This is a genomic window from Listeria tempestatis, from assembly GCF_963575625.1.
Classification (GTDB): domain Bacteria; phylum Bacillota; class Bacilli; order Lactobacillales; family Listeriaceae; genus Listeria; species Listeria tempestatis.
On record NZ_CAUYTK010000014.1, the window covers coordinates 1 to 26,255 of the forward strand.

At 40.6% G+C, this 26,255-nt stretch carries 27 protein-coding genes; 10 read left to right on the plus strand and 17 right to left on the minus strand.

What is annotated here, in order from left to right; all coding sequences use genetic code 11:
* Positions 1 to 370: 370 nt before the first annotated feature.
* From R8923_RS12695 to R8923_RS12720, 6 genes are all read right to left on the minus strand, one after another.
* Positions 371 to 1,063, minus strand: coding sequence for a response regulator (locus R8923_RS12695; RefSeq protein WP_485873128.1), 693 nt, complete (start codon positions 1,061 to 1,063; stop codon positions 371 to 373).
* The gene (locus R8923_RS12700) at positions 1,053 to 3,728 is read right to left on the minus strand and encodes an ATP-binding protein (protein ID WP_485873129.1); all 2,676 of its coding nucleotides are present in this window, start codon (positions 3,726 to 3,728) and stop codon (positions 1,053 to 1,055) included. Before R8923_RS12700 ends, R8923_RS12695 begins: the two co-directional genes overlap by 11 nt.
* A 230-nt stretch (positions 3,729 to 3,958) precedes the next feature.
* Positions 3,959 to 4,495, minus strand: coding sequence for a potassium-transporting ATPase subunit KdpC (gene kdpC / locus R8923_RS12705; RefSeq protein WP_485873130.1), 537 nt, complete (start codon positions 4,493 to 4,495; stop codon positions 3,959 to 3,961).
* Between the two features lie 6 nt (positions 4,496 to 4,501).
* Complete coding sequence (gene kdpB / locus R8923_RS12710; RefSeq protein ID WP_485873183.1) at positions 4,502 to 6,526, minus strand: potassium-transporting ATPase subunit KdpB; 2,025 nt, start codon at positions 6,524 to 6,526, stop codon at positions 4,502 to 4,504.
* 45 nt (positions 6,527 to 6,571) lie between these two features.
* Complete coding sequence (gene kdpA, locus R8923_RS12715; RefSeq protein WP_485873131.1) at positions 6,572 to 8,260, minus strand: potassium-transporting ATPase subunit KdpA; 1,689 nt, start codon at positions 8,258 to 8,260, stop codon at positions 6,572 to 6,574.
* Positions 8,257 to 8,346, minus strand: coding sequence for a potassium-transporting ATPase subunit F (locus tag R8923_RS12720; protein WP_485873132.1), 90 nt, complete (start codon positions 8,344 to 8,346; stop codon positions 8,257 to 8,259). Before R8923_RS12720 ends, kdpA begins: the two co-directional genes overlap by 4 nt.
* 248 nt (positions 8,347 to 8,594) lie before the next feature.
* Here R8923_RS12720 and R8923_RS12725 point away from each other — a divergent pair, with 248 nt between their 5' ends.
* From R8923_RS12725 to R8923_RS12735, 3 genes are all read left to right on the plus strand, one after another.
* On the plus strand, positions 8,595 to 8,900 hold the full coding sequence (locus R8923_RS12725) for a PTS sugar transporter subunit IIB (RefSeq protein ID WP_007543657.1): 306 nt from the start codon (positions 8,595 to 8,597) through the stop codon (positions 8,898 to 8,900).
* 79 nt (positions 8,901 to 8,979) lie between these two features.
* Entirely contained in the window at positions 8,980 to 10,281 is a 1,302-nt protein-coding gene (locus R8923_RS12730; RefSeq protein WP_485873133.1) for a PTS sugar transporter subunit IIC, read from the plus strand.
* Between the two features lie 39 nt (positions 10,282 to 10,320).
* Positions 10,321 to 10,632: a PTS lactose/cellobiose transporter subunit IIA gene (locus tag R8923_RS12735; protein ID WP_485873134.1), complete on the plus strand. Its 312-nt coding sequence runs from the start codon at positions 10,321 to 10,323 to the stop codon at positions 10,630 to 10,632.
* Positions 10,633 to 10,866: 234 nt separating this feature from the next.
* Here the strand turns inward: R8923_RS12735 and R8923_RS12740 are convergent, their stop codons facing one another.
* Together R8923_RS12740 and R8923_RS12745 are read right to left on the minus strand one after the other, a co-directional pair.
* Positions 10,867 to 11,565, minus strand: coding sequence for an SDR family NAD(P)-dependent oxidoreductase (locus R8923_RS12740; RefSeq protein WP_485873184.1), 699 nt, complete (start codon positions 11,563 to 11,565; stop codon positions 10,867 to 10,869).
* Positions 11,559 to 11,885, minus strand: a complete 327-nt coding sequence (locus R8923_RS12745) for a DUF2316 family protein (protein ID WP_485873135.1) — start codon at positions 11,883 to 11,885, stop codon at positions 11,559 to 11,561. Before R8923_RS12745 ends, R8923_RS12740 begins: the two co-directional genes overlap by 7 nt.
* A 152-nt stretch (positions 11,886 to 12,037) precedes the next feature.
* On the opposite strand from R8923_RS12745, the gene R8923_RS12750 reads away from it, so the two are divergent.
* Positions 12,038 to 12,475: a MarR family winged helix-turn-helix transcriptional regulator gene (locus R8923_RS12750; RefSeq protein WP_485873136.1), complete on the plus strand. Its 438-nt coding sequence runs from the start codon at positions 12,038 to 12,040 to the stop codon at positions 12,473 to 12,475.
* Positions 12,476 to 12,484: 9 nt separating this feature from the next.
* Here R8923_RS12750 and R8923_RS12755 read toward each other — a convergent pair whose 3' ends face one another.
* From R8923_RS12755 to R8923_RS12795, 9 genes are all read right to left on the minus strand, one after another.
* Positions 12,485 to 12,901: a PTS sugar transporter subunit IIA gene (locus R8923_RS12755; protein ID WP_485873137.1), complete on the minus strand. Its 417-nt coding sequence runs from the start codon at positions 12,899 to 12,901 to the stop codon at positions 12,485 to 12,487.
* Between the two features lie 15 nt (positions 12,902 to 12,916).
* Positions 12,917 to 13,912 carry an SIS domain-containing protein gene (locus tag R8923_RS12760; RefSeq protein ID WP_485873138.1) on the minus strand — a complete coding sequence of 332 codons (996 nt, stop codon included), beginning with the start codon at positions 13,910 to 13,912 and terminating at the stop codon, positions 12,917 to 12,919.
* Between the two features lie 21 nt (positions 13,913 to 13,933).
* Positions 13,934 to 14,998: an SIS domain-containing protein gene (locus R8923_RS12765; RefSeq protein WP_485873139.1), complete on the minus strand. Its 1,065-nt coding sequence runs from the start codon at positions 14,996 to 14,998 to the stop codon at positions 13,934 to 13,936.
* 13 nt (positions 14,999 to 15,011) lie between these two features.
* A complete protein-coding gene (locus tag R8923_RS12770; protein WP_485873140.1) occupies positions 15,012 to 15,833 on the minus strand; it encodes a PTS system mannose/fructose/sorbose family transporter subunit IID in 822 nt (273 codons plus the stop codon).
* Positions 15,814 to 16,632, minus strand: a complete 819-nt coding sequence (locus tag R8923_RS12775; protein WP_485873141.1) for a PTS mannose/fructose/sorbose/N-acetylgalactosamine transporter subunit IIC — start codon at positions 16,630 to 16,632, stop codon at positions 15,814 to 15,816. The genes R8923_RS12770 and R8923_RS12775 overlap by 20 nt, the downstream gene beginning before the upstream one ends.
* A 22-nt stretch (positions 16,633 to 16,654) precedes the next feature.
* Positions 16,655 to 17,122 carry a PTS sugar transporter subunit IIB gene (locus R8923_RS12780; RefSeq protein ID WP_485873142.1) on the minus strand — a complete coding sequence of 156 codons (468 nt, stop codon included), beginning with the start codon at positions 17,120 to 17,122 and terminating at the stop codon, positions 16,655 to 16,657.
* A gap of 13 nt (positions 17,123 to 17,135) precedes the next feature.
* On the minus strand, positions 17,136 to 17,834 hold the full coding sequence (locus tag R8923_RS12785) for a GntR family transcriptional regulator (protein WP_485873143.1): 699 nt from the start codon (positions 17,832 to 17,834) through the stop codon (positions 17,136 to 17,138).
* A gap of 2 nt (positions 17,835 to 17,836) precedes the next feature.
* Positions 17,837 to 18,568 (minus strand): GntR family transcriptional regulator, encoded by a 732-nt coding sequence (locus R8923_RS12790; RefSeq protein ID WP_485873144.1) that lies wholly within the window; start codon positions 18,566 to 18,568, stop codon positions 17,837 to 17,839.
* A 114-nt stretch (positions 18,569 to 18,682) separates the two neighbouring features.
* Entirely contained in the window at positions 18,683 to 19,642 is a 960-nt protein-coding gene (locus R8923_RS12795) for an AraC family transcriptional regulator (protein ID WP_485873185.1), read from the minus strand.
* Between the two features lie 150 nt (positions 19,643 to 19,792).
* Here R8923_RS12795 and R8923_RS12800 point away from each other — a divergent pair, with 150 nt between their 5' ends.
* From R8923_RS12800 to fucO, 6 genes are all read left to right on the plus strand, one after another.
* Positions 19,793 to 21,100: an MFS transporter gene (locus tag R8923_RS12800; protein ID WP_485873145.1), complete on the plus strand. Its 1,308-nt coding sequence runs from the start codon at positions 19,793 to 19,795 to the stop codon at positions 21,098 to 21,100.
* A 1-nt stretch (position 21,101) separates the two neighbouring features.
* Positions 21,102 to 22,535 carry a rhamnulokinase gene (gene rhaB, locus R8923_RS12805; RefSeq protein WP_485873146.1) on the plus strand — a complete coding sequence of 478 codons (1,434 nt, stop codon included), beginning with the start codon at positions 21,102 to 21,104 and terminating at the stop codon, positions 22,533 to 22,535.
* Complete coding sequence (gene rhaA / locus R8923_RS12810; RefSeq protein WP_485873147.1) at positions 22,528 to 23,799, plus strand: L-rhamnose isomerase; 1,272 nt, start codon at positions 22,528 to 22,530, stop codon at positions 23,797 to 23,799. Before rhaB ends, rhaA begins: the two co-directional genes overlap by 8 nt.
* Positions 23,800 to 23,810: 11 nt before the next feature.
* Positions 23,811 to 24,644: a rhamnulose-1-phosphate aldolase gene (gene rhaD, locus R8923_RS12815; RefSeq protein ID WP_485873148.1), complete on the plus strand. Its 834-nt coding sequence runs from the start codon at positions 23,811 to 23,813 to the stop codon at positions 24,642 to 24,644.
* Between the two features lie 12 nt (positions 24,645 to 24,656).
* The gene (gene rhaM / locus R8923_RS12820) at positions 24,657 to 24,971 is read left to right on the plus strand and encodes an L-rhamnose mutarotase (protein WP_485873149.1); all 315 of its coding nucleotides are present in this window, start codon (positions 24,657 to 24,659) and stop codon (positions 24,969 to 24,971) included.
* Between the two features lie 74 nt (positions 24,972 to 25,045).
* On the plus strand, positions 25,046 to 26,197 hold the full coding sequence (fucO, locus tag R8923_RS12825; protein WP_485873150.1) for a lactaldehyde reductase: 1,152 nt from the start codon (positions 25,046 to 25,048) through the stop codon (positions 26,195 to 26,197).
* The last annotated feature ends 58 nt before the right edge of the window (positions 26,198 to 26,255 follow it).

A 26,255-nucleotide genomic window follows, 5' to 3' on the forward strand; every position in this document is an offset into this window, starting at 1 on the left:
AAATCTAATTCAGTGTATACTTTTATCTTAAATAAATGTTGCGCTTAAAAGATTTGCTATCATTTCAATCCAAGTTATAAAACGCTTTCTTGTTGTTCGCATTCAATACTTTGCTTCCAATTTGACTATGCTTGAGATTTATAAAGCTAACAAGAAACGTAATTTTTCATCCTCAGTACCAATTAGTCGAGAAAACTTTCAAGCTTTTAGAATTTATCCTTGTTTTTTGATATCTTCGTTATTTCTGACCGGATGATTTGGGTCATTCTAAAGTTTCGCATATCAAATCGTAAAATATTGTAAAAATTTATATAATAAAAAAACACCATACAATTCAAGTGCGGCTTGAACCATATGGCATTTTAAATCGTCACTCCTCCACCATCCGGTAGCCGACGCCGACTTCTGTTAAAATGTAGCGAGGTTCAGCTGGGTTTTGTTCGATTTTGCGGCGGATGTTGCTTAAATTGACCCGTAGTGTTTGGTTTTCATTGGCGTACGGGCCCCAGATTTCGCGGATTAGAAAGTCGTGTGTTAAAACTTTCCCGGCGTGCTGGGCGAGCATTTGGAGGATTTTATATTCAATTGGGGTGAGGTGAATAACTTCGCGAGACACGGTAACGAGGCGCTTGTCGGCATCAATTTGGAGGTCGCCGATTTGGATGATGCCAGAAGCCTCGTGTGGCGTTTTATGCGCGCTGTGTCTTAGGGCTGTTCGAATTCGGGCTAGAAGTTCAGATGTGCCGAATGGCTTTGTAATATAGTCGTCCGCACCAAGGTCTAGGGCTTCAACTTTTTCGCGCTCATGAAGTCGTGCCGACACAACAATTACAGGTAGGTCAGACCAGGAACGAACGGTTTTTAACAAAGAAAGTCCGTCCATATCTGGCAGTCCTAAATCAAGTAAAATTAAATCTGGAGCGCGCGAAGCCGCCATGCTTAGACCTTCTTTTCCTGTACGCGCCTCAAGCGTTTTATAGTCGCTGGCGCTTAAGATGGCATTCATAAAATGACTGATGCCGGGTTCATCTTCAATAATTAAAATGAGCTTCTCATTTTGCATCCGATTTTCCTCCTAACGGTAACGTAAAGCGGAATAAGGCCCCTCCGCCGGGATTTTCTGCCACTTCCATTTTACCACCGTGCGCTCTTATAATCGACATACAGATGGACAGTCCAATTCCGAGACCGCGCGTCATATCCACGCGGTCGCGCTCCTCCACGCCGAAATTTTGAAACAGTTGGCTAAAGCGCTCTTTCGGGATGCCAACACCATCATCTTTCACCGTAAACACGACCTCATCAGCAGCCAAAATCACGTTCACCCAAACTTGCGCATTCGCTCCGCCGTGCTTAAGCGCATTTTCCATTAAGTTTATTAAAACTTGTTCAATTAAAGTACCGTCCATTGGGATGAGCACGACTTCGTCTGGCACCCGAACGGTGATGCTCCTGTTTGAAAATCGGCTACGAATTCGCCTTACCGCTGCACTCACCACTTCTTCAGGTGCTTCCAAATCGGCGTTTACCGTGAGCGTCCCTTCATTTATCCGTGTCACAGAAAGCAAATTTTCGACCATTCGAATAAGCCATTCGGAGTCTTCTTTAATATCTAGGACGAGCTTGGCGCGCGTTTTTTCATCCAATTTGTTTTCAAGTAGCGCCGAGCTGGCACCCAGAATGCCAGTGAGCGGCGTGCGCAAATCATGCGAGATGGCGCGCAGCAAATTACTTCGCATCTGTTCTTTTTCTGCTTCAATTAGGATTTCACGTTGTTCGTCTGAGAGCTTCTGCCGTTCAAGCGAAGTGGCCACTTGTGAACTGACCATCCGCAAGAACAATCGATTATCCTGTGAGAGCACTTCTTTTTCAGGGTCGCAAAAAATCCCAATGACACCTAAAATTTTTCCACCAGAAATAACGGGCAAATAAAAGCCTGCAGCTCCTGAAAGCGTGTCCGTAGCCTGTCCTGCCTCTTTGCCACTTCTAAAGACCCAGTGGACGACTGCGCGCTCGTCATCAGAAAGCATTTTCACAGCTCCAGCTTCTCCTTCTTCTTGTAAAAAAGTCCCCGTTCCGTTTTCCTTTGGGTCTTCCGCGTACAGAATGACCGAGCGACCGAGCAGGCGCACAAGATAGGTGGTGACGAGCTCTAAAATACCATCTAGTTGGCGGGTGACGAGCAGTTTTCGATTCAACTCGTACAAAATCTCCGTTCGCCGTTCCCGAACAACAGCCTGCTTGGCAATTTTTTTCACCCGAACCGTGAGCGCGCTTGTAATTAGGGCGACAAGAAGCATGATGCCGTAAGTGACTGGATAGCCAGCTTGAACGGTATTGAACGTATATAGTGGCGTCATAAAGAAGAAGTTAAACATAAGTACAGCAAGAAGTGACCCAATAATTCCGTATAGATAGCCAGATGTTATTCGGGAAATAACGAGTACGGATAAAATGAAGACCATGATGATATTTTGATCGCCAATTCCAAGTTCAGACAGACCAACTGAAATTAAGGTGGCCAAAATGAGGGCGGCGAACATTTTTGCCATGTCACCCCACGTTAAAATATGTTTAAATGTCCAAGCATGTGGTTTTGATTTTTCTTTGCGGCCGCTTGGAATGATATGGATTTCAATTGCTTGTAGCAAATCAATGAGTTCATCTTCCAAATCGGTCCCTAATTTCCCAAAAAGAAAAGATTTACGTTTCGCCTTCCCAAGAACGATATTTGTCACACCCGAAAGCTTGGCGTATTCGGCGATAGTTTCGCCCAAATTGTGACCGTTTATCGTAACCGTATCCGCACCGAGTTTTTCTGCAAGCGCAATATTCTCCTGCAACATCTTTTTTTCAGCAAATGGCAAACTTTCCGTATCACCATCATCGACATAAAGCGCTGTCCAGCTCGCATGGAATGCCTCTGCCGCCCGCGCCGTCCAGCGAATTAGTTTTTGCGATGACCTAGAAGCATTAATACAGACAAGCATTTTCATACTCGCACGCTTCTCCGCAAACGGAATCGTCTGCTCGTTCTCGAAACTAATGCGGTCAGCCACTTTGCGCATCGCAATTTCCCGGAGCAACTTCAAATTCTCTTTTGTAAAAAACTTGTTCATCGCAAGCGCGGCGCGTTCCGCTTCATAAATTTTCCCTTCGCTAAACCGCTTCAACAGCTCATCTGGTTCAATATCAATCAATTTAACAAAGTCCGCTTGGTCAAAAAACTGATCGGGAATCGTTTCTTTAACCGCAATTTGCGTAATGTTTTCCACAATGTCATTTAAGCTTTCAATGTGTTGGACGTTTACTGTCGTGTACACATCAATGCCAGCATCAAGTAGTTCCTGCACGTCTTGATAGCGCTTTTTATTGCGTGAGCCAGGTGCATTCGTGTGAGCGAGTTCATCAACCAAAACAATATCCGGATTTCTGGAAAGGATAGCATCTACATCGAATTCTTCCAAATCCATATTTTTATACGTCACTGTTTTTTTAGGAATAGCAGGCACGCCGTCTAAAAGTCGCATGGTCTCCTTGCGATTATGCGGCTCAATATAACCGGCAACGACAGCGACACCGCGCCCTAGCTCTTCGCGGGCATCATTTAGCATTGCAAATGTTTTACCAACGCCTGCTGCATACCCAAAATAAATTTTCAGTTTTCCTGAAGACATTTCGCGCGCCTCACGTAACAGCGCATCTGGATTTGGTCTATCATTTTGCATGGCGGACACCTCATTCAAACTCAAAATGAGTGAAAATAAATATTTTCGTTTGCATCTATTGCAACTCAAAACGAAAAGGGACATGCCTTAACATATCCCGAAGCAGAGCCACAAAAGGTGATGACTGAACTATTTACGTATGACCATCTAGCAATTAGACGTTCATTCTTCTCTGCTTTTTCATTTTAACACAAAACGAGTTCTTTTTCTATTTTTATTTTTAAAATTTCTTAGTTTTGATCAAGCTCCAAATTCACACTAAGCACGTTGACAACCGGTTCCCCCATAAAACCTAATGCACGATTCACCGTATTATCTTGAATGATTTTTCGCACAGCAGATGGCGACATATCGCGTACTTTCGCAATTCTATCCACCTGATACTCTGCTGCTTTGACCGAAATATTCGGATCTACACCACTTGCAGAACTTGTGACTAAATCAATCGGAATTTGTTTCGTATTCGTAGGATCAAGTTTATGGAAGAAATCCACACGCTCCGCAATTAATTTTTTCTCTTCCGAACTAGCCGGATTTAAGTTTGAGGGCGAACCGCTGTCAGGGCGACCAATTAGGTATTTCGCCTCGGTAAAGTTTTGACCAAGTAATTTTGAACCTTTATTTCCTTCTATTATACTGCCATTCGCCTTATTTTGAAAAGCAGCTTGGGCTACGAGCGTCACAACAGCTGGATACAGAATGCCGCAAACAATTGTAAGGGCGGAAAACACAACGAGTGCTTGTCTAAAAAGTGATTTCATTTTCATCTCCTCCTATGAAATACCAACAAACGTTAAAATCACATCAATCAACTTAATTGCCACAAATGGCGCTACAAGTCCGCCCAACCCGTAAATCAAAAGGTTGCGTCCAAGTAATTTTTGCGCTGGCATCTCCGTATATTTCACGCCTTTAAGCGAAAGCGGGATTAAGAAAATAATGATGAGTGCATTGTAGATTATCGCGGATAAAATCGCCGTTTTAGGGCTAGTTAGGTCCATTACGTTTAGTGCCGCTAGCTCCGGATAAATGCCGAAAAATAGGACGGGAATAATCGCAAAATATTTGGCAATGTCGTTCGCCACACTAAAGGTTGTAAGTGCGCCACGCGTCATTAAAAGCTGTTTGCCAATGCGAACGATGTCAATCAGTTTTGTCGGGCTCGAATCTAAGTCCACCATATTTCCCGCCTCTTTTGCCGCTTGCGTTCCTGAATTCATCGCCACCGCCACATCGGCCTGCGCAAGTGCCGGGGCATCATTTGTGCCATCACCCGTCATAGCAACGAGGTGCCCGTCTTGTTGGTAGCGCCGAATTAAATCGAGCTTCGCTTCCGGTGTCGCCTCCGCCAAGAAGTCATCCACCCCCGCTTCCGCTGCAATTGCGGCCGCCGTCATCGGATTGTCCCCTGTAATCATAATCGTTTTAATCCCCATTTTTCTAAGGTCAACAAAACGCTCTTTGACACCGTTTTTTACGATGTCTTTTAAGAAAATAACGCCCAGTACTTGCTTGTTTTTAACGACGACAAGCGGTGTTCCGCCAACATTCGCCACACGCGCAACAAGTTCATCGCATTCTTCTGGGTAGGTACCACCCGTTTCCTGCACGTATTTTTTAACCGCATCTGCGGCCCCTTTTCGAATGGCATCATTCGCATAATCAATGCCACTCATGCGCGTTTTAGCAGTAAATGGAATAAATTCTGCTTGCGTCCCGCTAAAATCACGCCCGCGAATGTCAAATCTTTCTTTAGCCAAAATTACAATGCTTCGTCCTTCAGCTGTTTCATCTGCAAGTGAGGAAAGTTGAGCGGCATCCGCAAGTTCTCGCTCGCTTACGCCATTTACTGGTAAAAATTCACTTGCGCGACGATTTCCAAGTGTAATCGTTCCTGTTTTATCAAGCAAAAGCACATCCACATCGCCAGCTGCTTCAATAGCGCGTCCACTCATCGCAAGAACATTTGCCTTATTCAATCGACTCATGCCAGCAATCCCAATTGATGAAAGTAGCGCACCAATTGTCGTTGGCGCAAGACAAACGAGAAGCGCCACAATGTTCGTCACCGAGACAGCCGTACCATTTCCTGCTAATCGACTAGAAAAATCCGAGAACGGCAGTAAAGTAACCGAAACAGCTAGAAAAATAATCGTTAGCGTTACAAGTAAAATTTGTAGCGCAATTTCATTTGGAGTCTTTTTACGCGCCGCACCCTCAACCATTGCAATCATTTTATCTAAAAAACTCTCACCCGCCTCCGTCGTTATTTCAATGACAAGCGAATCAGAAACTAGTGTTGTACCGCCCGTAACTGCACTTCTATCGCCGCCAGATTCCCGAATTACCGGTGCAGATTCCCCAGTAATCGCACTCTCATCTACCGACGCCGCACCAAAAATCACTTCCCCATCCATCGGAATTTGTTCACCAGCTTCAACAATAACCACATCGCCTTTTTTCAACGTATTGGATAAAACTTCCATAAAATCCTCGTGATTATCAGCCGATTTCAACTTCCTCGTCTTAACATCCTTCCTAGCACTCCGTAAACTATTAGCCTGTGCGCGGCCACGTCCCTCCGCTATTGCTTCCGCAAAATTTGCAAACAACACCGTAAACCAGAGTACAATCGCAATTACAAAAGTATACCAACGCGCCTCATCCGCAATATTTATAAAGGTTAAAACATATAAGACTGTTGTTAAAACAGCGCCAAGATAAACAACAAACATAACCGGATTTTTAAGCTGTATTTTAGGTGCGAGCTTAACAAATGACTGCTTTGTCGCATCCATATAAACATTTTTTTGATTCACTTCTTGTTTCATTTTTACTCACCCCTATTTGTTAGTGAAAAAGTCGGCAATTGGTCCAAGCGCTAAACTTGGCAAGAAACTTAAAGCGCCGACTAGGAAAATAACACCAATTAAAAGTCCGACAAACAAACCTGTATCCGTTTTTAATGTGCCACTGCTTGCTGCAACAGGCTTTTTCTTCGCCAAATTTGCAGCTAAAAACAGCGCAGCGACAAGCGGCAAGAAGCGCACAATGAGCATGATTGTTCCGCCCACAAAATTCGTAAAGGTCGTATCAGCGGCAAAGCCACCAAACGCACTCCCATTATTATTTCCCATTGAAGTAAATGCATATAAAATTTCTGAAAAGCCATGCGCCCCGCCATTTGTCAAAAAGCTCTCCGCGCTAGGCGTCATCACCGCAAACATTGTCCCAAATAGAGTGAGTAATGGCGGACCTAAAATAATCAAACAGACCATTTTCATATCATAAGGTTCAATTTTCTTTCCTAAATATTCGGGTGTACGTCCGACCATAAGCCCTGCTATAAATACTGTTAAAATAACAAACGCAATCATCCCGTAAAGACCACTACCCACACCGCCAAAAATCACTTCTCCAAGCTGCATTAAAAACAGCGGGACAAAGCCACCAAGCGGCGTTAAACTATCATGCATCGCGTTCACAGAGCCATTTGAAGCAGCAGTCGTTGAAGTCGCAAACAAAGCTGAGTCTGAAACACCAAACCTTGTTTCCTTCCCTTCCATGTTCCCAGCACTCACATCCACACCCGCATAATGCGGAACCGTTTGATATTCTGCCGTTGTAATACCCACAAGAGCTACAATAAAGACAATTAACATGGTTAAAAATAGGGTTTTTCCTTGTCCCCGCTCTTTAACCGCATAACCAAACATAAAAACAAGTGCTGCTGGGATAATTAAAATGGCAAGCATCTCAAAAAAATTCGTAATCGCCGTCGGATTTTCAAACGGAAATGCCGAATTAGTTCCAAAAAAACCGCCCCCATTTGTTCCTAGCTGCTTAATTGCAATTTGACTCGCCGCAGGCCCAAGTGGAACAATTTGATTCGCCCCGTCTTGAAGCGTCGTTTGAACGCTATAACCTGCCAAGCTTTGCGCCACACCGCCAGATACTAAAATAAGCGAAAGCACAAGCGAAAGTGGCAACAACACATAAAGCGTAATACGCGTTAAGTCTTGCCAAAAGTTTCCTATAGTATGTTTCTTTTTTAAAATAAAGCCACGAATTACGGCAAATAAAACAGCAATACCCGTTGCTGCCGATACAAAATTTTGCACGGTAAGTCCAAGCATCTGCGAAAAATAGGACAATTGAGTTTCCCCTGAATAAGCTTGCCAGTTCGTATTTGATACAAAACTTGCCGCCGTATTAAACGCGAGCCCAATTGACAACCCCTGTCTATTTTCTGGATTTAGCGGCAACCATCCTTGTAGCATTAAAATCAGCATTAAAAAAACAAATCCAATTCCACTAAATAACAGGACTGAAATGGCGTATTTTTTCGGAGACATATCCGCCGTACTATTTCCGCCCATCCCTTTATATAGCAATCTCTCTACTGGTTGTAAAATGCGTGATAAAAAAGTATGACGGCCATCTAAAACCGCATACATATAGCGTCCGAGTGGAATTGCCAAGCCAATTAAAACGATGATAAAAATGACATTTTTTAATAAAACTTGACTCATAAGTTCTCACCTCGAAATAAAATATAAAATAAATAGGCCATCAATATAAGGGCTAGAACGCCTAGGACACCAATAACAACGCTCATTTCTCTCAACTCCTTTTTCTATCCTAATCCTATCAGTAATTGTATAAAGACAGTGTTAAAGCTCGTGATTAGGGTATAAAGATTCTGTAAAGGAGGTTTACTGTGTAAAAATTACACACATAGCACACATTGTGTACACATTTCCACAGAATGAAAACGTTATTATGTAGCGGTTTCAGAAAACAAAAAGTTGGCACGGAATTTGCATATATAATAACTATAAGAATTAACCTTTAGGAGGGTTTATAATGAAAACAATTATGTTAGTATGCTCCGCTGGTATGTCAACTAGCTTACTTGTAACAAAAATGGAAAAAGCAGCAGAGGCGGAAGGAATGGAGGCGAAAATCTTCGCAGTTGCAGAAGCTGAAGCAGATAAACATTTAGATGAAATTGATGTTTTACTTCTCGGACCTCAAGTTCGTTTCTTAGAAGGAAACATGAAGAAAAAACTAGAGCCAAAAGGCATTCCACTAGGCGTTATCAATAGCGTTGATTACGGAATGATGAAAGGCGATAAAGTTTTAGAGCAAGCTAAAGATTTAATGAAATAATTTTTGTTAGCAAAGGGATAACCTTTACTATAAATTAATGGTTCTTTAACAAGAAACCACAAAAAAGGAGATTTTTTAAATGAATGGTTTTATTGCATTTATGGAAAAACATTTTATTCCATACGCAGCTAAAATCGGTGCGCAACGTCATTTAGTAGCAGTACGTGATGGCTTCATCGCTACAATGCCACTAATGATTCTCGGTTCGTTCGCCGTACTAATTAACAACTTACCTATCCCAGGTTACATTCCAATGATGAATAACATTTTTGGGGAAGGAAAATGGCAAGCTTTCGGTGGTAACATTTGGGCCGGTACTTTCGCTATTTTAGCACTACTAATTGCTTTTACAGTAGCTTACAACCTTGCTAAATCTTACGATAAAGATGCTTTATCTTCTGGTGTTGTATCTGTTGCTTCTTTCTTTGCAATTGGAGCTGGATTCGTTACTGTTACTGACGGCGCAGGAAGCGTTGCTGGTCTCGGATCTGCTGGTTTATTCTTAGCACTTATTATATCTTTAATCTCAACTGAAATTTTCACTCGTTTAAGCGGTAATTCAAAACTTATTATTAAAATGCCTGAAGGGGTTCCACCAGCAGTTGCTCGTTCATTTGCTGCATTGTTCCCTTCTATGATTACGGTTTCAATTTTCGCTCTAATCACTGCCTTCTTCCAAGCTGCAGGTGTTGCAGATTTAGTTGGCGAATTCTACAAATTAGTTCAAGAACCATTCATGGGGCTTGCTAACTCGTTACCAGTTGCTTTACTATTAGCATTTATTTCTTCATTCTTATGGTTCTTTGGTTTGCATGGTGCAAACATTATCGATCCATTCATGCAAACAATTAACGTTCCAGCAATTGAAGCTAACGTAAAAGCTTTAGAAGCTGGCGACAAGATTCCTTATATTGTTAACAAACCTTTCTTTGATTCTTTTGTAAACTTAGGTGGTACTGGTGCTACTTTAGGTCTTATCATTGCGATTTTCTTAGTAGCACGTAAACACAAAGCGTATATGACTGTATCTAAATTATCCGCTGCACCTGGTGTGTTCATGATTAATGAACCAATGATGTTTGGTTTACCGATTGTATTAAACCCAATCTTCTTTATCCCTTACATCTTAACACCAATGATTCTTGTAACAATTGCTTACTTTGCTACAGTACTTGGTCTTGTTCCAGCTGCAACTGTTATTACACCTTGGACTACTCCACCAATTATCGGTGGTGCCCTAGCAACTCAAAGCTTATCAGGTGGTATTTTAGCCGCGGTCAACTTGGCTGTCGCTGTTATTATCTACCTTCCATTCGCGAAAATGGCTCAAGTTCAAGAGCTTAAACGCGAAAAAGAAGCTGAGGCTGCTGAAGCAAAATAATAGCAACTTGAACTCTACTCTTTTAAGGACGTGTTAAACATGAATTCTGAAAACCTAGAACAAACGATTATGGGCTTAATTGTTTTTGGTGGTAACGCCAAAAGCGATGCAATGCTCGCAATTGATGCCGCTAAAAAAGGCGATTTTGATAAAGCAGATGAGCAAATTAAACTTGCTGAAGACGCTTTACTAGAAGCCCATCATTCTCAAACTGCCTTAATCCAAGGTGAAGCTCGTGGTGAGAAAACGGAAGTATCTTTACTTCTCGTTCATGCTCAAGACCACTTAATGAATGCGATCACTTTTAAGGATTTAGCGAAAGAAATCGTTGAGTTGTATCGTAAAAAATAAACTAAAAAAGCAGCAAGCCAGTTGGCTTGCTGCTTTAAATTTGTAAGAAAACAAAGCGAAACATATTATATCCTAATTCAAGCAAATCTCATTAAAAGAATGGTAGGATTGCTTGATTTTTTGTATAAGCTTCTTCATTTAGCATTGTTTACAAAGGTATTGAAGTAATAATAAAATCTGATTTTTAATATAAGTCTTATCCCACTTTAAGTCATAAGTTCTTATTGTTTGTATTTACCAGAGAATCTTACCTTTTCGATTCACAAATGTTCCTGTTGGGCCATTTGGTCCAATTGTTGCCATAGCTACAATGGCATCTGTTCCTTCTTCTACAGTCTGATTTCCAAAACCAGTTAGACCCGTTTTAGTAGGTCCAGGATCAACTGCGTTCACTTTAAAATTCGCTGGCAAGCCTTTTGAATATTGTAGTGTTAACATCGATACAGCCGCTTTTGATGAAGAATATGCAAGTGAATTTACGGTTGACTCGATTGCGTCCTTATTTGTCACCATGCCAAACGAACCAAGTCCACTACTTACATTCACGATGACTGGTTGATTTGATTTTTTTAATAGCGGTAAAAATTCTTGGGTTACTTGTACAACGCCAAATACATTCGTTTCATACACACGCCGCATTTCAGAAGCCGTTGTTTCTCCCGGGGAAAAGAACCCTCCTGAGATACCTGCATTGTTAATTAAGACATCTAAATAGCCTTCCTTTTCTTGAATTACCTTCACAGCATTTTCAACAGATTCTTTATCTGTCACATCCATTTGAACAGTATATACATCCAATTGTTCTGCTGCTATTTCACCTTTTGAGCTATCTCTTGAGCCAATATAAACTGTATGTCCTACTTCCTTCAATCGTCTAGCAGACTCAAAGCCTAGCCCTGCGTTACCACCTGTAATCAATATAATGCTCATAATTTTCCACCCCATAACCTTCCTTTACTTAATTGCTTTTTTTCGATTTTTCGTGAATTTAAGAACCAGTGCTGATGATAATCGCCTGATAGTGACGAAAACTGGATGGGTGTGCCACCGAGCTCTTTAATTTTTTCATTTAAATATTCTTTTAAAATCCACGGATCTTCCATTGAACATTTACGAAGTGACAAAATCTGGTTTATTTTTTTAGGATTGGTATTTAAATCTTGCGCGATTTGTTCCACTTCCAAGCCCGACTCTACTAAGCATAAATTTAGTTCTTCCATCGTCGCTTGAATTTGGCCATCTGTTAGTGACATGTAAACCCTCTCGCTTTCTTTAATATTAAACAGTTGTAATTACAACTATATAATACAACTTCATTTAAATCATGTCAATTAAAATGTTGTAAATTAAACTATTAAATGAAAAACAATTATGTTACCATAAAATAAAAAAAGGGAGGGCTATCATGCGATTAGATGAGGACAGTGTATTGGAGCAAATCCATGAATTGAATTTGTTGCAACAACAATATATTACTCAAAAGCTAAAGGGGATTTCGCTTAATCCGAAGCAGGCTAGGAGTATAAATTATATTTTTGCAAACCCAGGCACAATTCAAAAAGGGCTTTCCAATTACTTGGGGGCACAAGATGCTACGGTGACGAATATTTTGAAAAGCCTCGAATCAAAAGGGCTTATTCGCCGAGAAATCCCTTTGAACAACGAACGGCAAAAATGTATTTATCTTACGAAGGACGGTGAACGTGTTGCACATAAAATCCGGATTTTCTTTAGCGATTTAAACGGAGCGGCGAAAGAGGTTTTAACTGCGGATGAGCAAAATGAAATGAGCGCTTTACTCAAAAAATTATCTCATGCATTAGAAAAAGAGGTTGGGAAATAATCCCGACCTCTAAAAATCTTCCTCTATTTGTTCAGCTGGTGCGGTATACTGGTAAATACCTGCCGCGCCTGCTTTTGCTGCTTGTTTTGCTAGTTCATTTAAAGGTGTGTTCTCACGACTTAAAAAAACTTCGAGTAGTAGCGGGATACTTACGCCCGTCACGAGTTCTGTCTGCTTAAAATTTTGAAGCATGGTGAGAAGAACGTTAAAAGGTGTTCCTCCTTTTAAGTCAGTGAGGAATAAGATGCCTTTTTCCACATCTAATTGGTCAACTTCTTTTAGAATTTTCTCTTTCAAATTTTCAGGCGTTTCACCTACTTCAAATGAAACCGAGCGTATATTTTCCTGTGTGCCACAAATCATTTCTGCGGAACGAATGAGTTCTTTTGCGGCACTTCCGTGCGTACAAACAAAAATTGCTGTCATTTTCAAAACCGCCTTTTAATAATCTAGTTGACGATAATATCGTCTGATTTCCATTGGATGGCGATTTAAGCGTTCAATATGCACATCAATTCGGTTATTTACTGCATGTAAAATGAACGGCGATAAGGTGCCTCTGAACTTCTCTGATATGCCAGGCATCGCATATTTCTTCGCATCAATAATCGTATAGTTTCCACAAATTTGTGGAATGAAATTTGCCACACGTTCACTTAAAGAACGCTGACTATCTTCGGTCACATAAACCGTAACAGGTGTATCACGCTCGACGATTTCAAACATGCCATGGAAAAATTCGTGTGCCTCAATTGACTTCGTTTTAATCCAGTGTTGCTCTTCCCAGTAACACATAGCATAGGAATACGTTGCGCCCCACTGATTCCCAGCACCAACAAAATAATGAATGTCATCGCGGTGATGTTTTTCGGCGAATTCCTTTCCAAATGCATCGGCGGATTTTTCGATTTCAACAATACCTTTTGCAAAATGTTGATCCATTTCATTATAAAACTCTTCATATTCTTCAAACTCACCTGCTAAATACATGAATCGGTCTGCTACCATGAAAAACTTAAGCTGTTCATTTAGCGGATACGTAATTAAATAATCGACAAGAGACGCAAGTTCAGCCTCTTTTTTATCAATAAAACCGAGAACTGTAGCTCCGATTTCTTTACATTTCTTAACCGCCCGAACCACTTCTTCCGTACTCCCTGTTACTGATGAAATGACAACGAACGTATCTTTCGTCACTCGCTTATTCCCAGTCGTTAAAAATACCGCAGCATTCTCATAAAACACTTCAAGCTCCGTCTTCTCTTTCATATGCACAACCGCTTGCATAGCTGATGCATAAGTACCACCAATTCCTAACCAACATATGTTACGAAAACCTCGGTTAAAGATATGATCAATAACCTCATTAATTTGCGGACGTAATTTTAACGCCCCCTCCATATTTTTTAATACTTTTTCTTCGTCAAATTTCAACATGCTTACCCCTGCCTTCCTACTTCAAATTTTCGATTGTGTAATTTTATCAAATTCTGGATATGCGGATTGTTCTAAATTAATCCCTTTTTCCTGCGAAATTTTAAATGCTAAAAGATGAACTGGTATAGTCATAAATAACGAGACCAACAATTCATTTGTTTGAATCCCTAACGCTAAATCATTGGAATTTATGCTCGTTTTATTCGCGAAAATAGTTCGAACTTCTGAAACATGACCATGTAAAAATTCCTTCAATTTATCGGCACGATTTCGAAGAATGCCTTCTGGTTCTAAGAAAATAACGTAATCTTCTGCGGATAAACCAATGTACGGGCCATGCATATATTCTTCTAGTTCCTTACCAAAAGCCGTAATCCGTATGGTTTCCGTCACTTTTGTCTCACCTTCACGCGCAACACCATATGCGCTTCCGTAGCCAATGAAAAATATTCGCTTTGCTTGTAGCAACTCATGTGTATGTTTCTCCACCCAGTTCGTTGCTTTCTTAATGACCTCCGGTAATCTGGTAGCAATTTTTTGCATCTCGTTCAAATCAGATTCGTATTGTTCTGTCGTAATCTTCCCAGTTGCTAGTGCTAGTTCAAGCGCTAATAAGTCTAAAATAAGAATTGTCGCGCTATATCCGGCTGTCACATATGGCATTTCTTCGATATTCATACCCATTTCAATAACATTTTTTGCAGCTTCAGCAATTGGGCTCGATAGATCGCTTGTCATCGTAAAAATTGTTCCGCCACGCTTTTGAATTTCCTTTACTAGATGAATGGTAGAAAAACTATGGCCGCCTTGCGAAATCGCTACATATAACGTATTTTTATTCAAATGAAGCATATAATTTCCAGAAATAGACGGTTCTTCGATATAAACGGGTATTCCAAGCTTTGCACTCATATAAAGCTGGGCACCGAATGCTGCGTTTGAGCTTGATCCAGTGGCAAAAATCACAACGGAATGGTATGTTTTATGATCCATCTGGATAATTTTTTCTAAAATTTGTTTGCGCCCCGTGGTGATGTGTTCATATATTTCGGGTTCTGCGTGAATGTAGTATTCCATATTTTTCATGTTTTCACCTACTTTATTTTAATAATCCTGTGAAGGCGCCTAAAATGCCAATGCCTGCAATCAAAAGAAGTATCCAGTGCGCTTTAAGCCCTTTTTTATCTAACCAAAAGATAAAAAATGTAAAACCTAATGCTAATATCCCTGGAACGATGCCATCAAAAATACTTTGAACACTAACGGCTTCTTTTCCAGAGCCAAATTTAAACGGCATATTAATGTTCACCATTGTGGCTACCATAGCGCCGACAACGGCTAAACCAATAACAGAGGCGCCATAAGATAATTTATCCATTAGACCAGTTTTTTGGATTTTCTCGATGAAATTTGCTCCGATATTATAACCAATAAACAATCCGTAATAACGAGTCAGAATAGCCGGAATATTGAAAATCAAAAGGAATAAAATGGGACCTAAAATGTTTCCTTGTAACGCAAGTGATGTTCCTATCCCTGTCGCAATGACGCGTAATGTTCCCCAGAAAAAAGAATCGCCAATACCGCTTAACGGGCCCATTAAGGCCACTTTAATATTATTAATGGAATCAGTATCAAAGTTTTTTTCCTTAGCCGCTTGTTCTTCCATCGCAATTGAAATGCCGAGCGGGAATGTAGATAGCCAAGGCGTAACATTATAAAACTCCAAATGTCTTTGGTAGGATGCAATTTTCTTTTCTTTATCATTTTTAAAAATTTTGTTTAAAGCAGGTAACATTGAAAAACCATATCCAAGATTTGATTGCCGCTCGTAGTTCCAAGACCATTCCATTGTGAATGAGCGCCAAAAAACTTTCATTAAGTCTTTTTTTGTGAGTACATCAGAATTCTTCATCTTCATAGTTAATTCCCCCCTCGTTCGCAAGAGCTGGTTGCGTATGATCATTTTTTGGTGTGTTATCGTTTTTAAGCGTTGCATAGCCTGTTAGAATTAATGCTAAGCACGCTCCAAAAATAGCTACTCCTGTGACTGGCACTTCCAAATAAACTGCTAATGCGAATCCAAAAACAAAAAATACGGCATTTTTCTTATTAATCATCAGTTTTAGTAGTAAAGCAAAACCATAGGCAGGAAGTAAGCCTGTCGCAATACCTAAACCGCTAATGATAAATTGCGGGATGGCATCTAGTACCGTTTTAATAACTGGGCTCCCTACAAGGTAAGACACCGCAACAATAATACCAATTGGTAAATTGATGGATAAAAAACCGCCTAGTAGTTGCATGCGACTTATTCCCCTAGAGTTCCCCTCCAAAGCATATCGGTCAGCTTTATGAACAAAATAAGGTAATACGAAAATAAAACAAAGATTTTTCACAACTAAAACAAGAGATGCAATTGGAATTCCTAATGCGAGCGCCACTGCTGTGCTTTCTCCAGTTGCTATCGCGAAAGCAGTTCCTAAAATACTACCAGAAATGATTTCTGGCGGGATTGATGCACCAATAGAAAATGAACCGACAAATGCTAGTTCTAAAGTAGCTCCCATAATAATGCCCATTTGAACATCGCCCATAATAAGACCAGCTAACGTACACGTTACAAGTGGTCTTGATAGCATTGATGAACCAAATAAGTACTCCCCATTTGCTAGCATCGCTACTAATGCTAGCAAAATCGCTGTCACAATATTTTCCATAATTTAGCCCTTCTTTCTAAATTTATGCTTCAAAAGGAACTTTCTTTTCATTAGGCACTTGTTGGATAAAAATGTCAATATTCCGTTTTTTCAAATCGTTTAACTGACTAACTTCATCAGCGGTTAGATTGACTGCCTTAGAAAAATTAGTTGTTCCTTCTCGCTGTTTGGTGCCGCCTAAATTCAACATTGGGATTTTATCATTTGTTCCGACAATTAATTTGTAAGCGTCATCAACTGATTCCACTACAATAAGCAACTTGTACTTACCTGTCACTCCGGAATTGATGGCTTGAATACTTTCATCAATACTTTTCATGACTAGTTTCGCTGCTTCTGGTTTAGCTAAGCGAATAGCTGACTTTCGAAAATCATCTGCTGCAACCCCGTCATTCGCGACTAGAATTGTATTTACATCCATTGCATTGAACCAAGATACCGCTACTTGTCCATGAAGCAGACGGTGATCCACTCGTAAAAATTGAATCATTTTTTCTTCCTCCTTAGTTAAAATCGACTACATATTTGGTTGATCTCGCATCTTCATAACGATTTTGTATCGCGATAGGTAACCCACTTTCCGCAAAAAATGTACTGCTTAACTTAAATACTGGGGCGTTTTCTTGTAAATCCATGTGCTTTACTTGCTCATTACCAGCCAAAATAAGTTGGAGTTCCTGCAGAAGCTCAAACAATTTATATTTACCTGAATTGACAAGCTCTATAATTGTCACAATTTGTAAATCTTTCACCTGCAAATCAGGATATAAACTTAGTGGTAAAACAATGACGTCTAGCGTTGTTGCATTGCTTTTTTGAACAAATTTAATGTAGTACACTAACTCATTTTCTTTTATACGAAACTTTTCCGCGTAAAATTTCCCCGCTTTACGAACATAAAAATCTTTTATCTCTTTCTTTAAATTATCAGTGGTACTATTTTTCATGACACCTGTCATTTCTAAAATGTTTTGCGCGGTTAGTTTTGGTTGCACAAAGAGACCTACGCCATTTTTACGTATAACAAGACCTTCTGCTACTAATAAGTCCACTGCACGGCGAATGGTAGTTCGGCTGCTAGAGAACACCTCTTGCAGGTCGGTTTCATTTGGCATTAGCATTCCTGATTTATATTCATCGCGCTGAATTTTTTCTTTTATTTCGCACGCTATTTTTTCAAAAAGTGGTTGTTTTTCTCCCATTATCATTCGTCCTCCAAGTAATCAAATATATTTTTTGCATTAATTTTATAGTTGATTTGATTACCAATAAGATATTGCTTACTATACTCAACTGGCTTATCAAACTGGTCAAACGCTCTACTAATCACCTCGAAAAGCGCTGTGTCAAGCGGTACTTTTAAACTATTCGCCAGTTTCTCATCTGCCGGCACAAAGCGTAATTCTTCGCGCCCATAAGTTGGCTCCGTCTTAAATTCTTTCTCTAAAACATGGTAGAGCGATGTGTTATTAAAATCAATCAAGTCAATGCCCATAAAGCGCCCAATATCTACGTAGGATATTTCAAAAGAGAACGGCCTTCCGGAAACTTCACGTAACCGAACTAATTTGAAAAGCGGCTGATTTAAATCGAGCCCTAAAAATTGGTTTACTTCCTTAACCCCGTCCACAACTTCATTTGAAACCACTGAAATTGTTTGTTTACCGGGGAGCTGGCTGCTCATTGAATTCATTTTCAAAATATTAATGGTTTGCTTTGTATTGATGAGCACGCCTTTGCGGTTCTTTTTTTGGATAATCGCTTCTTTTTCAAGTGTGTCAAGCGAACGCCTAAGTGTTGTTCGGCTGACCCCTAAATCCGCTTCAAGTGAGCGTTCAGACGGCATATCTGTTTCACCACATGCTATTTTTTCATGTACGAGAAGACGTAACTGCTCCTCACTTTGAATCGCTGGCGGTATATCTTTATATTCCATAGTCGCACTTCCTTAATTTTATAAAAGATACAGCTTTATTCATTTTTAATACCAATTTAATTGTAATCGCTTGCATTTTATTTGTCAATAGCCTTTTAAAAATAAAAAAAAGCATCACGTGGATACTTTTTTATTCCGCATTTCTAGCGGCAAAGTTTCATATTTCGTTTTGTAAAGTGAATAAAAGTACGTTTTATTTTGAAAACCGACTTGTTCAATAATATCGTTAATGGGTATATTCGTTGTTTCTATCAACAAATTGGCGGCAAGAATTTTTTGTTTATTTACAAGTTCGGTAAACGTTTGGCCCGTTTTCTTTTTAATGACGTTGCTTAAATAATTTTTATTGTAACCAAGTGTATCCGCCGCTATTGTAAGCGTGATGTTCCGATACTCTTTTTCAATTAATTGCAGCGTATTTAACGCAACATTATCCGTTTCCGAGTAGAGACTTCGGACTTCATCTGAAAGGTAAGTATCACATTTACGGACTAGTTCAGTAAATAAAATTGGCAAATATAAAGTAATGATTTTAGTTGAAAATTCTTCATCTCGAAAATATTCTGTGATGATTTGGTCTAAAATTTGCTGGATGTGCGGGATATTGGCGCTTTTAAAAATAATGTATTTTTTCATATGGTTGCTAGAAACGCTAGAGTTTAACAAAAAATCATACACCAAACTGTTTTTCTTTTTTATACCGGTCAGCCATTCTAGGTTAATATTTTTATCCCGAAAAAGAATGTTAATTAAAATATCTTCCTCGCCCATCGCTTTAATGGCGTGATGACAACCACTATCAAGCAGGAGAAGTTCCCCTTTGTTTAAAATTTCGGGTTTTCCTTCAATCGTTTGATGGCATTCTCCGCGAAGCATATAATTCAGCTCTAAAAATTGATGCGAATGGTACGGATAGTCCGCAAAACGATTGTGCTTGCTGATGTAAATGTCCTTATTTCGAAAAAAATATTCATTTAGTAAATTCATCGTGCCATCTTTTTCAGAAAATGATTTTTTAGGGTAATCCATGATGAATTCGCCTGTTTCTTTTTGTATCTTTTCCTTACTGTTCATGCGGTATAACCTTGATTGAATGACTTCATCCACCGCTCTCACCACCTGTATATTTGTTACTATTATTATAATCATACGTTATTGTAAACGCAACCATTCGAGAATATATTATAAGTAAGCGCTTAACAAAAATACGTAGGAGGGTTAATTGTGAGTACAGTTGCAAAAGAAAACAAAAAAGGAACAATTGCTGTATCGTTAACTAATTACTTAGACTCAGGTTGTATTGTTGCAGGTGCAAGTGGCTTAACTTTATGGGCTAGCGAATTTGGTTTGGATAGTTTTGCTGTAGGTTTATTAGGTGCAGTAAGCGCTAATGCGTTTGGATCTGCATTTGGAGCTTTAATTGGCGGGCATTTAGCTGATAAATATGGTCGAAAATTTATTTATACGTATAACATGCTTGTTTATATTCTAGGCGTTGCCATCATCATGTTTGCGATGAATTTTACTATGTTGTTACTTGGCTTTTTAATTACAGGATTATCGGTTGGAGCTGGCGTTCCCGCTTCATGGACATATATTTCAGAAATGGCCAATCCGAAAATCCGTGCAAGAAATATCGGAATTTCACAATTTGCATGGTCTTGTGGGCCAGCAATTATTTTTACATTAGGTATTTTAGTGTCACCACTTGGACTTCTTGGAAACCGCTTACTTTTCTTATCGCTTCTTATCGTGGCTATTGTGGCTTGGTCGCTTCAACGCCGTTTAGATGAATCAAAAGACTGGAAAGCAGAGCAAGAAAAATTAAAAGCGGCGGGCACCAAACAATCCCATCCATTTAAACATGCATTTTCTAACATGATTAATATGAAATCTATTTTATTTTTAGTCGGCGTTTATATGTTTTGGAACTTGGTTGCCGGCGCAATGGGCTTTTTCATGCCATTTGTTTATGAAACAGTTGGTGGGCTTACAAATACACAAGCCAACTTGCTTCAAGCCGTTTTATGGATTTTAACAGCTGCCGCTACTTACTTTGGATTTGCTAAATTTGGTGACCGTGTGAGTCACAGATGGTTGTTCTTCGCGGGAGCCGCAATGGCTGTTGCCTCATGGGTTGTTCTCACCTATGTTGGGATGTCTTGGGTTGGTCTTTGGACTTTCGTTATTCTCTGGGGAATTTCAGCTGGCATCGGGGCACAAGCTTTCTATGCGCTTTGGTCCACTGAACTTTTCCCAACACAATACCGAGGCGGCGTGCAAGGTATTATGTTCTTCATCGTTCGCGGAAGCGCAGGCATCTGGTCGATTATCTTCCCAGTCATCCTAACAAGTCTTGGATTCACTGTAGCGGGAACTATTATGGTCGTTCTTCTTGTTATTTCGCTCCTCATTGGCGTCATCTGGACACCAAATACTCGCGGGCGGACACTTGATGACATTACAGAAGAACGGTACGGCGCTTTAAGCAAAAAAGAAGTGGAAGTTACTCTCGCAAAGGAAAGTGATTAATGTGGAACATTACGTAGCAATCGATATTGGGGCTTCGAGCGGAAGGCTTATTTTAGGGGAAATCGTGCAAGAAAAACTCGTTTTACGTGAGGTGCACAGATTTAAAAACGGCTTTACGCACCGAGATGGTCACGATCGTTGGGAAATGGACGAATTGATTCGCGAGATTTTTATAGGGCTTGAAAAATTAAAACAAACGGGCATTACAACATGTACCCTTGGTGTTGACACGTGGGGCGTCGATTACGTTTTAGTTGGCAAAAATGGCGAAAAACTCGCTGATCCAATTAGTTACCGCGATAAACGCACCGAAGATAAAATTTCCGAACTTACTTCGCTTTATCCAAAAGAATTTATTTATAAAAAAACGGGCATTCAGTTTTTGGAGCTAAACACACTTTATCAGCTTTATGCTGAGGATAAAAACTTAATTAAAGAGGCGGATAAAATTTTGCTTATCCCCGATTATATTGGATATGTATTGACTGGAAAAATGGTCGCCGAAACGACCAACTCGTCTACTACACAAATGCTAAATTTACGGGAGCAATTGTTCGACACAGATCTTCTTGCCCATTTGAATATTGATCCTTGTAAGTTTGCGAAATTAACTGATGCTGGAACCGAGCTTGGGGAATTGCTTCCAAAATGGTACGCCGAATTCGATATTCCAACTTGTGATGTGGTTACAGTTGCAACTCATGACACGGCGTCAGCAGTTGTTGGAACTCCGTTTAGTGGAAATAAATCCGCCTTTTTAAGCAGCGGCACTTGGTCACTGCTTGGCATGGAACTTCAGGCGCCTGTTACAAATGAACGCGCCTTTGAAGAAAATTATACGAATGAATGGGGCGCATACGGGACCTATCGTTTCTTAAAAAATATTATGGGACTCTGGATTGTGCAGGAAATCGCTCGTTTAAATGGCCATCAATTGACGTTTGCAGAAATGGCCGAGGAAGCAAATCGTTATCCGTATTTCACAAGTGTTATTGATGTGAACGATGCCCGTTTTAACAATCCAGAAAATATGATTGAGGAGATTCAAAATTATTGTCTGGAAAACGAACAGCCCGTGCCAAAAACAATTGGTGAGCTGACAAATTGCGTGTACTCTAGTTTAGCGATTTGCTACCGCGACGCACTTAGAACGCTTTCTGAACTTACTGGGGAATCAATTGAGTCGCTTCATATTGTTGGCGGTGGTAGCAATGTGGCTATTTTAAACCAACTTACAGCTGATCTTACGGGCATTCCAGTTTATGCAGGACCAACTGAGGCGACTGGCACCGGGAACTTGTGCGTGCAAATGATAACAAAAGGCGTCTTAAAAAATGTTACTCACGCAAGAAACATCGTTCGTTCTTCTTTTGACATAAAAAAATATGTTCCGGAAACGAGCGATTTAATTTTAGGAGGTAGTTACAATGAGTGAAGTGGAAAAACGTTATGAAAGCGCGAAAAATATGTATGCGGCAATTGGTGTGGATACGGATGCCGCGCTTCGGAAATTAAAAGAAATAAAGATTTCGATGCACTGCTGGCAAGGAGATGATGTAAAAGGTTTCTTAAATCCTGGTGGCGAATTAACTGGCGGTATTATGGCGACTGGAAACTATCCTGGTGTGGCGACAACACCAAATGAGCTACGCGCTGATTTAGAGATGGCTTTTTCCTTAATTCCCGGAAAGCATAAGGTGAATTTGCATGCGATGTATGTGGATACGGATGAAAAAGTGGATTTAGATGAAATTGAACCGAAACATTTTGAAGGCTGGGTAAACTGGGCGAAGGAGCACGGTCTTGGACTCGATTTCAATCCCACTTTCTTTTCACATCCTATGTTTAAAGACAACTATACGCTTGCTTCTCCTGACAAGACAGTTCGTGATTTTTGGATTCGTCACGGGAAACGTTCAAGAAAAATTTCGGAATACTTTGGTCGTGAATTAGGGCAAACAAGTATTAATAATTTCTGGGTTCCAGATGGTATGAAAGACAACCCAATTGATCGTTTAGCACCTCGGAAGCGCCTAATGGAGGCACTTGATGAAGTTTTTGCGGAAAAATTAGATGAAAACTTCACACAAGAATCTGTTGAAAGTAAACTTTTCGGTTTAGGCGCTGAAGCCTACACAGTTGGATCGCATGAATTTTATATGGGTTACGGTCTTACACGCGACAAATTAATTTGCTTAGATGCTGGACACTTTCACCCCACCGAAGTCATCTCAAACAAGCTTTCCTCCCTTGCTTTATTCAGCAGAGGTGTTATGCTCCACGTAAGTCGCCCTGTGCGCTGGGACAGTGACCATGTGGTGCTTATGGACGATGAGCTGGTGGAAATCGGCCGTGAGCTCGTGCGAAACGACTTACTGCCAATTACAAATATTGGACTTGATTTCTTTGACGCAACAATTAACCGCGTTGCTGCATGGGTTGTCGGCGTCCGCAACACACAAAAAGCACTTTTAAAAGCACTTCTTGAACCGACTGCTGATTTGAAAAAAATGGAGCTTGAAAACGACTTCACGTCACGAATGGTCGTAACGGAGGAACTAAAAGACTTTCCTTACGGAGATGTATGGAATTACTTCTGTGAACAAAACGGTGTTCCAGTTGGGCTTAACTGGTTAACAGAAGTGCGCCATTACGAAGAAAATACGCTTTTAAAACGCAACGCAATTTTAGAACGATAGGAGTCTTAAAAATGGTTAATCAAATAGTCAACAAAATTGAAACTGCCCCGTTTGTGGAAGAAATGGTTGAAACAACAAGCAATTTATACCGGCTAGGCTGGGACGAGAGAAACGGCGGAAACATTAGTTATTTACTCTCAGAGGAGGAAATTGCGCCTTATTTAGATGTAACAAAAACCATTCGAAGCATCCAAGTCGATTTTGACAGCAGTGTTCTAATTGGCAAATACTTTTTAGTCACAGGTTCAGGAAAATACTTTAAAAATGTGCAAAAAGCACCTAGCGAAAACCTTGGCATCATTCGTGTTGGCGCTGACGGGAAAAGTGTTGACCTTTTATGGGGACTTGAAAACGGCGCAGTGCCTACAAGCGAACTCCCCACTCATTTTATGAGCCACATTGCACGTCTATCGGTAAATCCAAACAACCGAATTGTTATGCATTGTCATGCCACACATCTTTTAGCAATGACGTTTACACATGCTTTAGATGAACGTGCTTTCACTAGAACCCTTTGGCAAATGTGTACGGAATGTTTAGTTGTCTTTCCAGACGGTGTTGGCATTATTCCGTGGCTCATTCCAGGGACAAACGAAATTGGTGAGGCGACTTCTGAGAAGATGAAAGAAAACAGACTTGTCGTTTGGCCACACCACGGAATTTATGGTGCCGGCGAAACGATGGACGAAACATTTGGTCTGATTGAAACCGCAGAAAAAGCCGCACAAGTCTACACGATTGTCCGCGCACAGGGCGAAGTCTTACAAACTATCACAGATGAACAATTGCAAGTGCTCGGCGAACGTTTTAATGTCACTCCAAAATCTGGATATTTAAACCTATAAGGAGGAAATAACATGGAACGCATTGCGCAACTCATGTATTTAAATGCAGATCAGCAGGCGGAATATAAAAAGCGGCACGACGAACTTTGGCCAGAACTCGAAATCGCACTAAAAGAACACGGCGCGAGCAACTACTCCATCTTTTTAGATAAAAATACCGATATTTTGTTTGCGTATCTGGAGGTCAGTGATACGGCGCGGTACGAACAAATTGCAAATACTGACATTTGCAAAAAATGGTGGGCATACATGGCGCCGCTCATGAAAACCAATGCGGACAACAGTCCCATCACAAAAGGTTTGGATGAAGTATTTTATTTAGCATAGCGAAATGAGGGTCGCAAAACGCGGCCCATTCGCGCATTATTTTTTGTGATATTTTGAACAAAGGAGAGATTTTTATGGTAAACCGAATGATTTTAAACGAAACTTCCTATTTCGGGAAAGGCGCTATTCATAAAATTGCTGATGAGGTGCAAAAACGCGGATTTAAAAAAGCCTTTCTGGTGACCGACAGCGGCATTGTGAACGCAGGCATTGCAAAACGCGTCACATCTATTCTTGACGAAAACAGGCTCCCCTACACGCTTTTTGACGGCATCATTCCTAATCCAACCATGGCTGTCATAAAAGACGGCGTAGCTGCCCTAAAGGCCTCTGGCGCTGACTACATTTTGGCGCTCGGGGGAGGTTCCCCAATTGATGCGGCCAAAGCACTTGGCATCATTCACACAAATCCTGAACACGCGGATATTTTAAGCCTAGAGGGTGAGCCGGGAACTAAAAATCCGAGTTTACCCATTCTAGCTGTGCCTACAACATCAGGGACTGCGGCCGAGGTAACTATCAACTATGTGATTACGGATGAGGCAAATAATCGCAAATTCGTCTGCGTTGATCCGCATGATATCCCCGTTTGCGCCTTCATCGACAGCGATTTAATGATGGGCATGCCTCAAGCAATTTGTGCATCAACTGGAATGGATGCGCTGACTCACGCCATTGAAGGCTTCATCACAAAAGGCGCCTGGACACTAACCGACACGCTACATTTAAAAGCGATTGAGATTATTAGCCATGCTCTCCCAGCTTCTGTAAACGGAGACGGGGAAGCACGTGAAGAAATGGCACTCGGACAATATATGGCTGGAATGGGCTTTTCAAACGTTGGACTCGGACTCGTTCACGGCATGGCTCACCCACTAAGCGCTTGGTACAATGTTCCACACGGAGTCGCCTGCGCTGCACTTTTGCCCACCGTCATGGATTATAACAAAGACTTTACGGGGGAAAAATATCGTGAAATTGCCCGTGTCATGGACATTCCAAACGCGAGTAGCCTACCAATTGAAGAGGTTCGCATAAAAGCCGTAGAAGCCGTGCAAGCACTCGGCAAACAAGTCGGCATCCCGCAAAACATCTCCGAACTGGGCGTTCTTGAAGCAGATTTAGAAGCCATTTCAAAAGACGCCCTTAAAGACGTCTGTACAGGAGGAAATCCGCGTGAAGCAAACTTCGAAGACATTTTAGCATTGTATAAAGCTATGTTATAGCAAAAATAGGCGCTAAGTTTCAATTCTGAAACCTAACGCCTATTTTTTTATTCCTAAT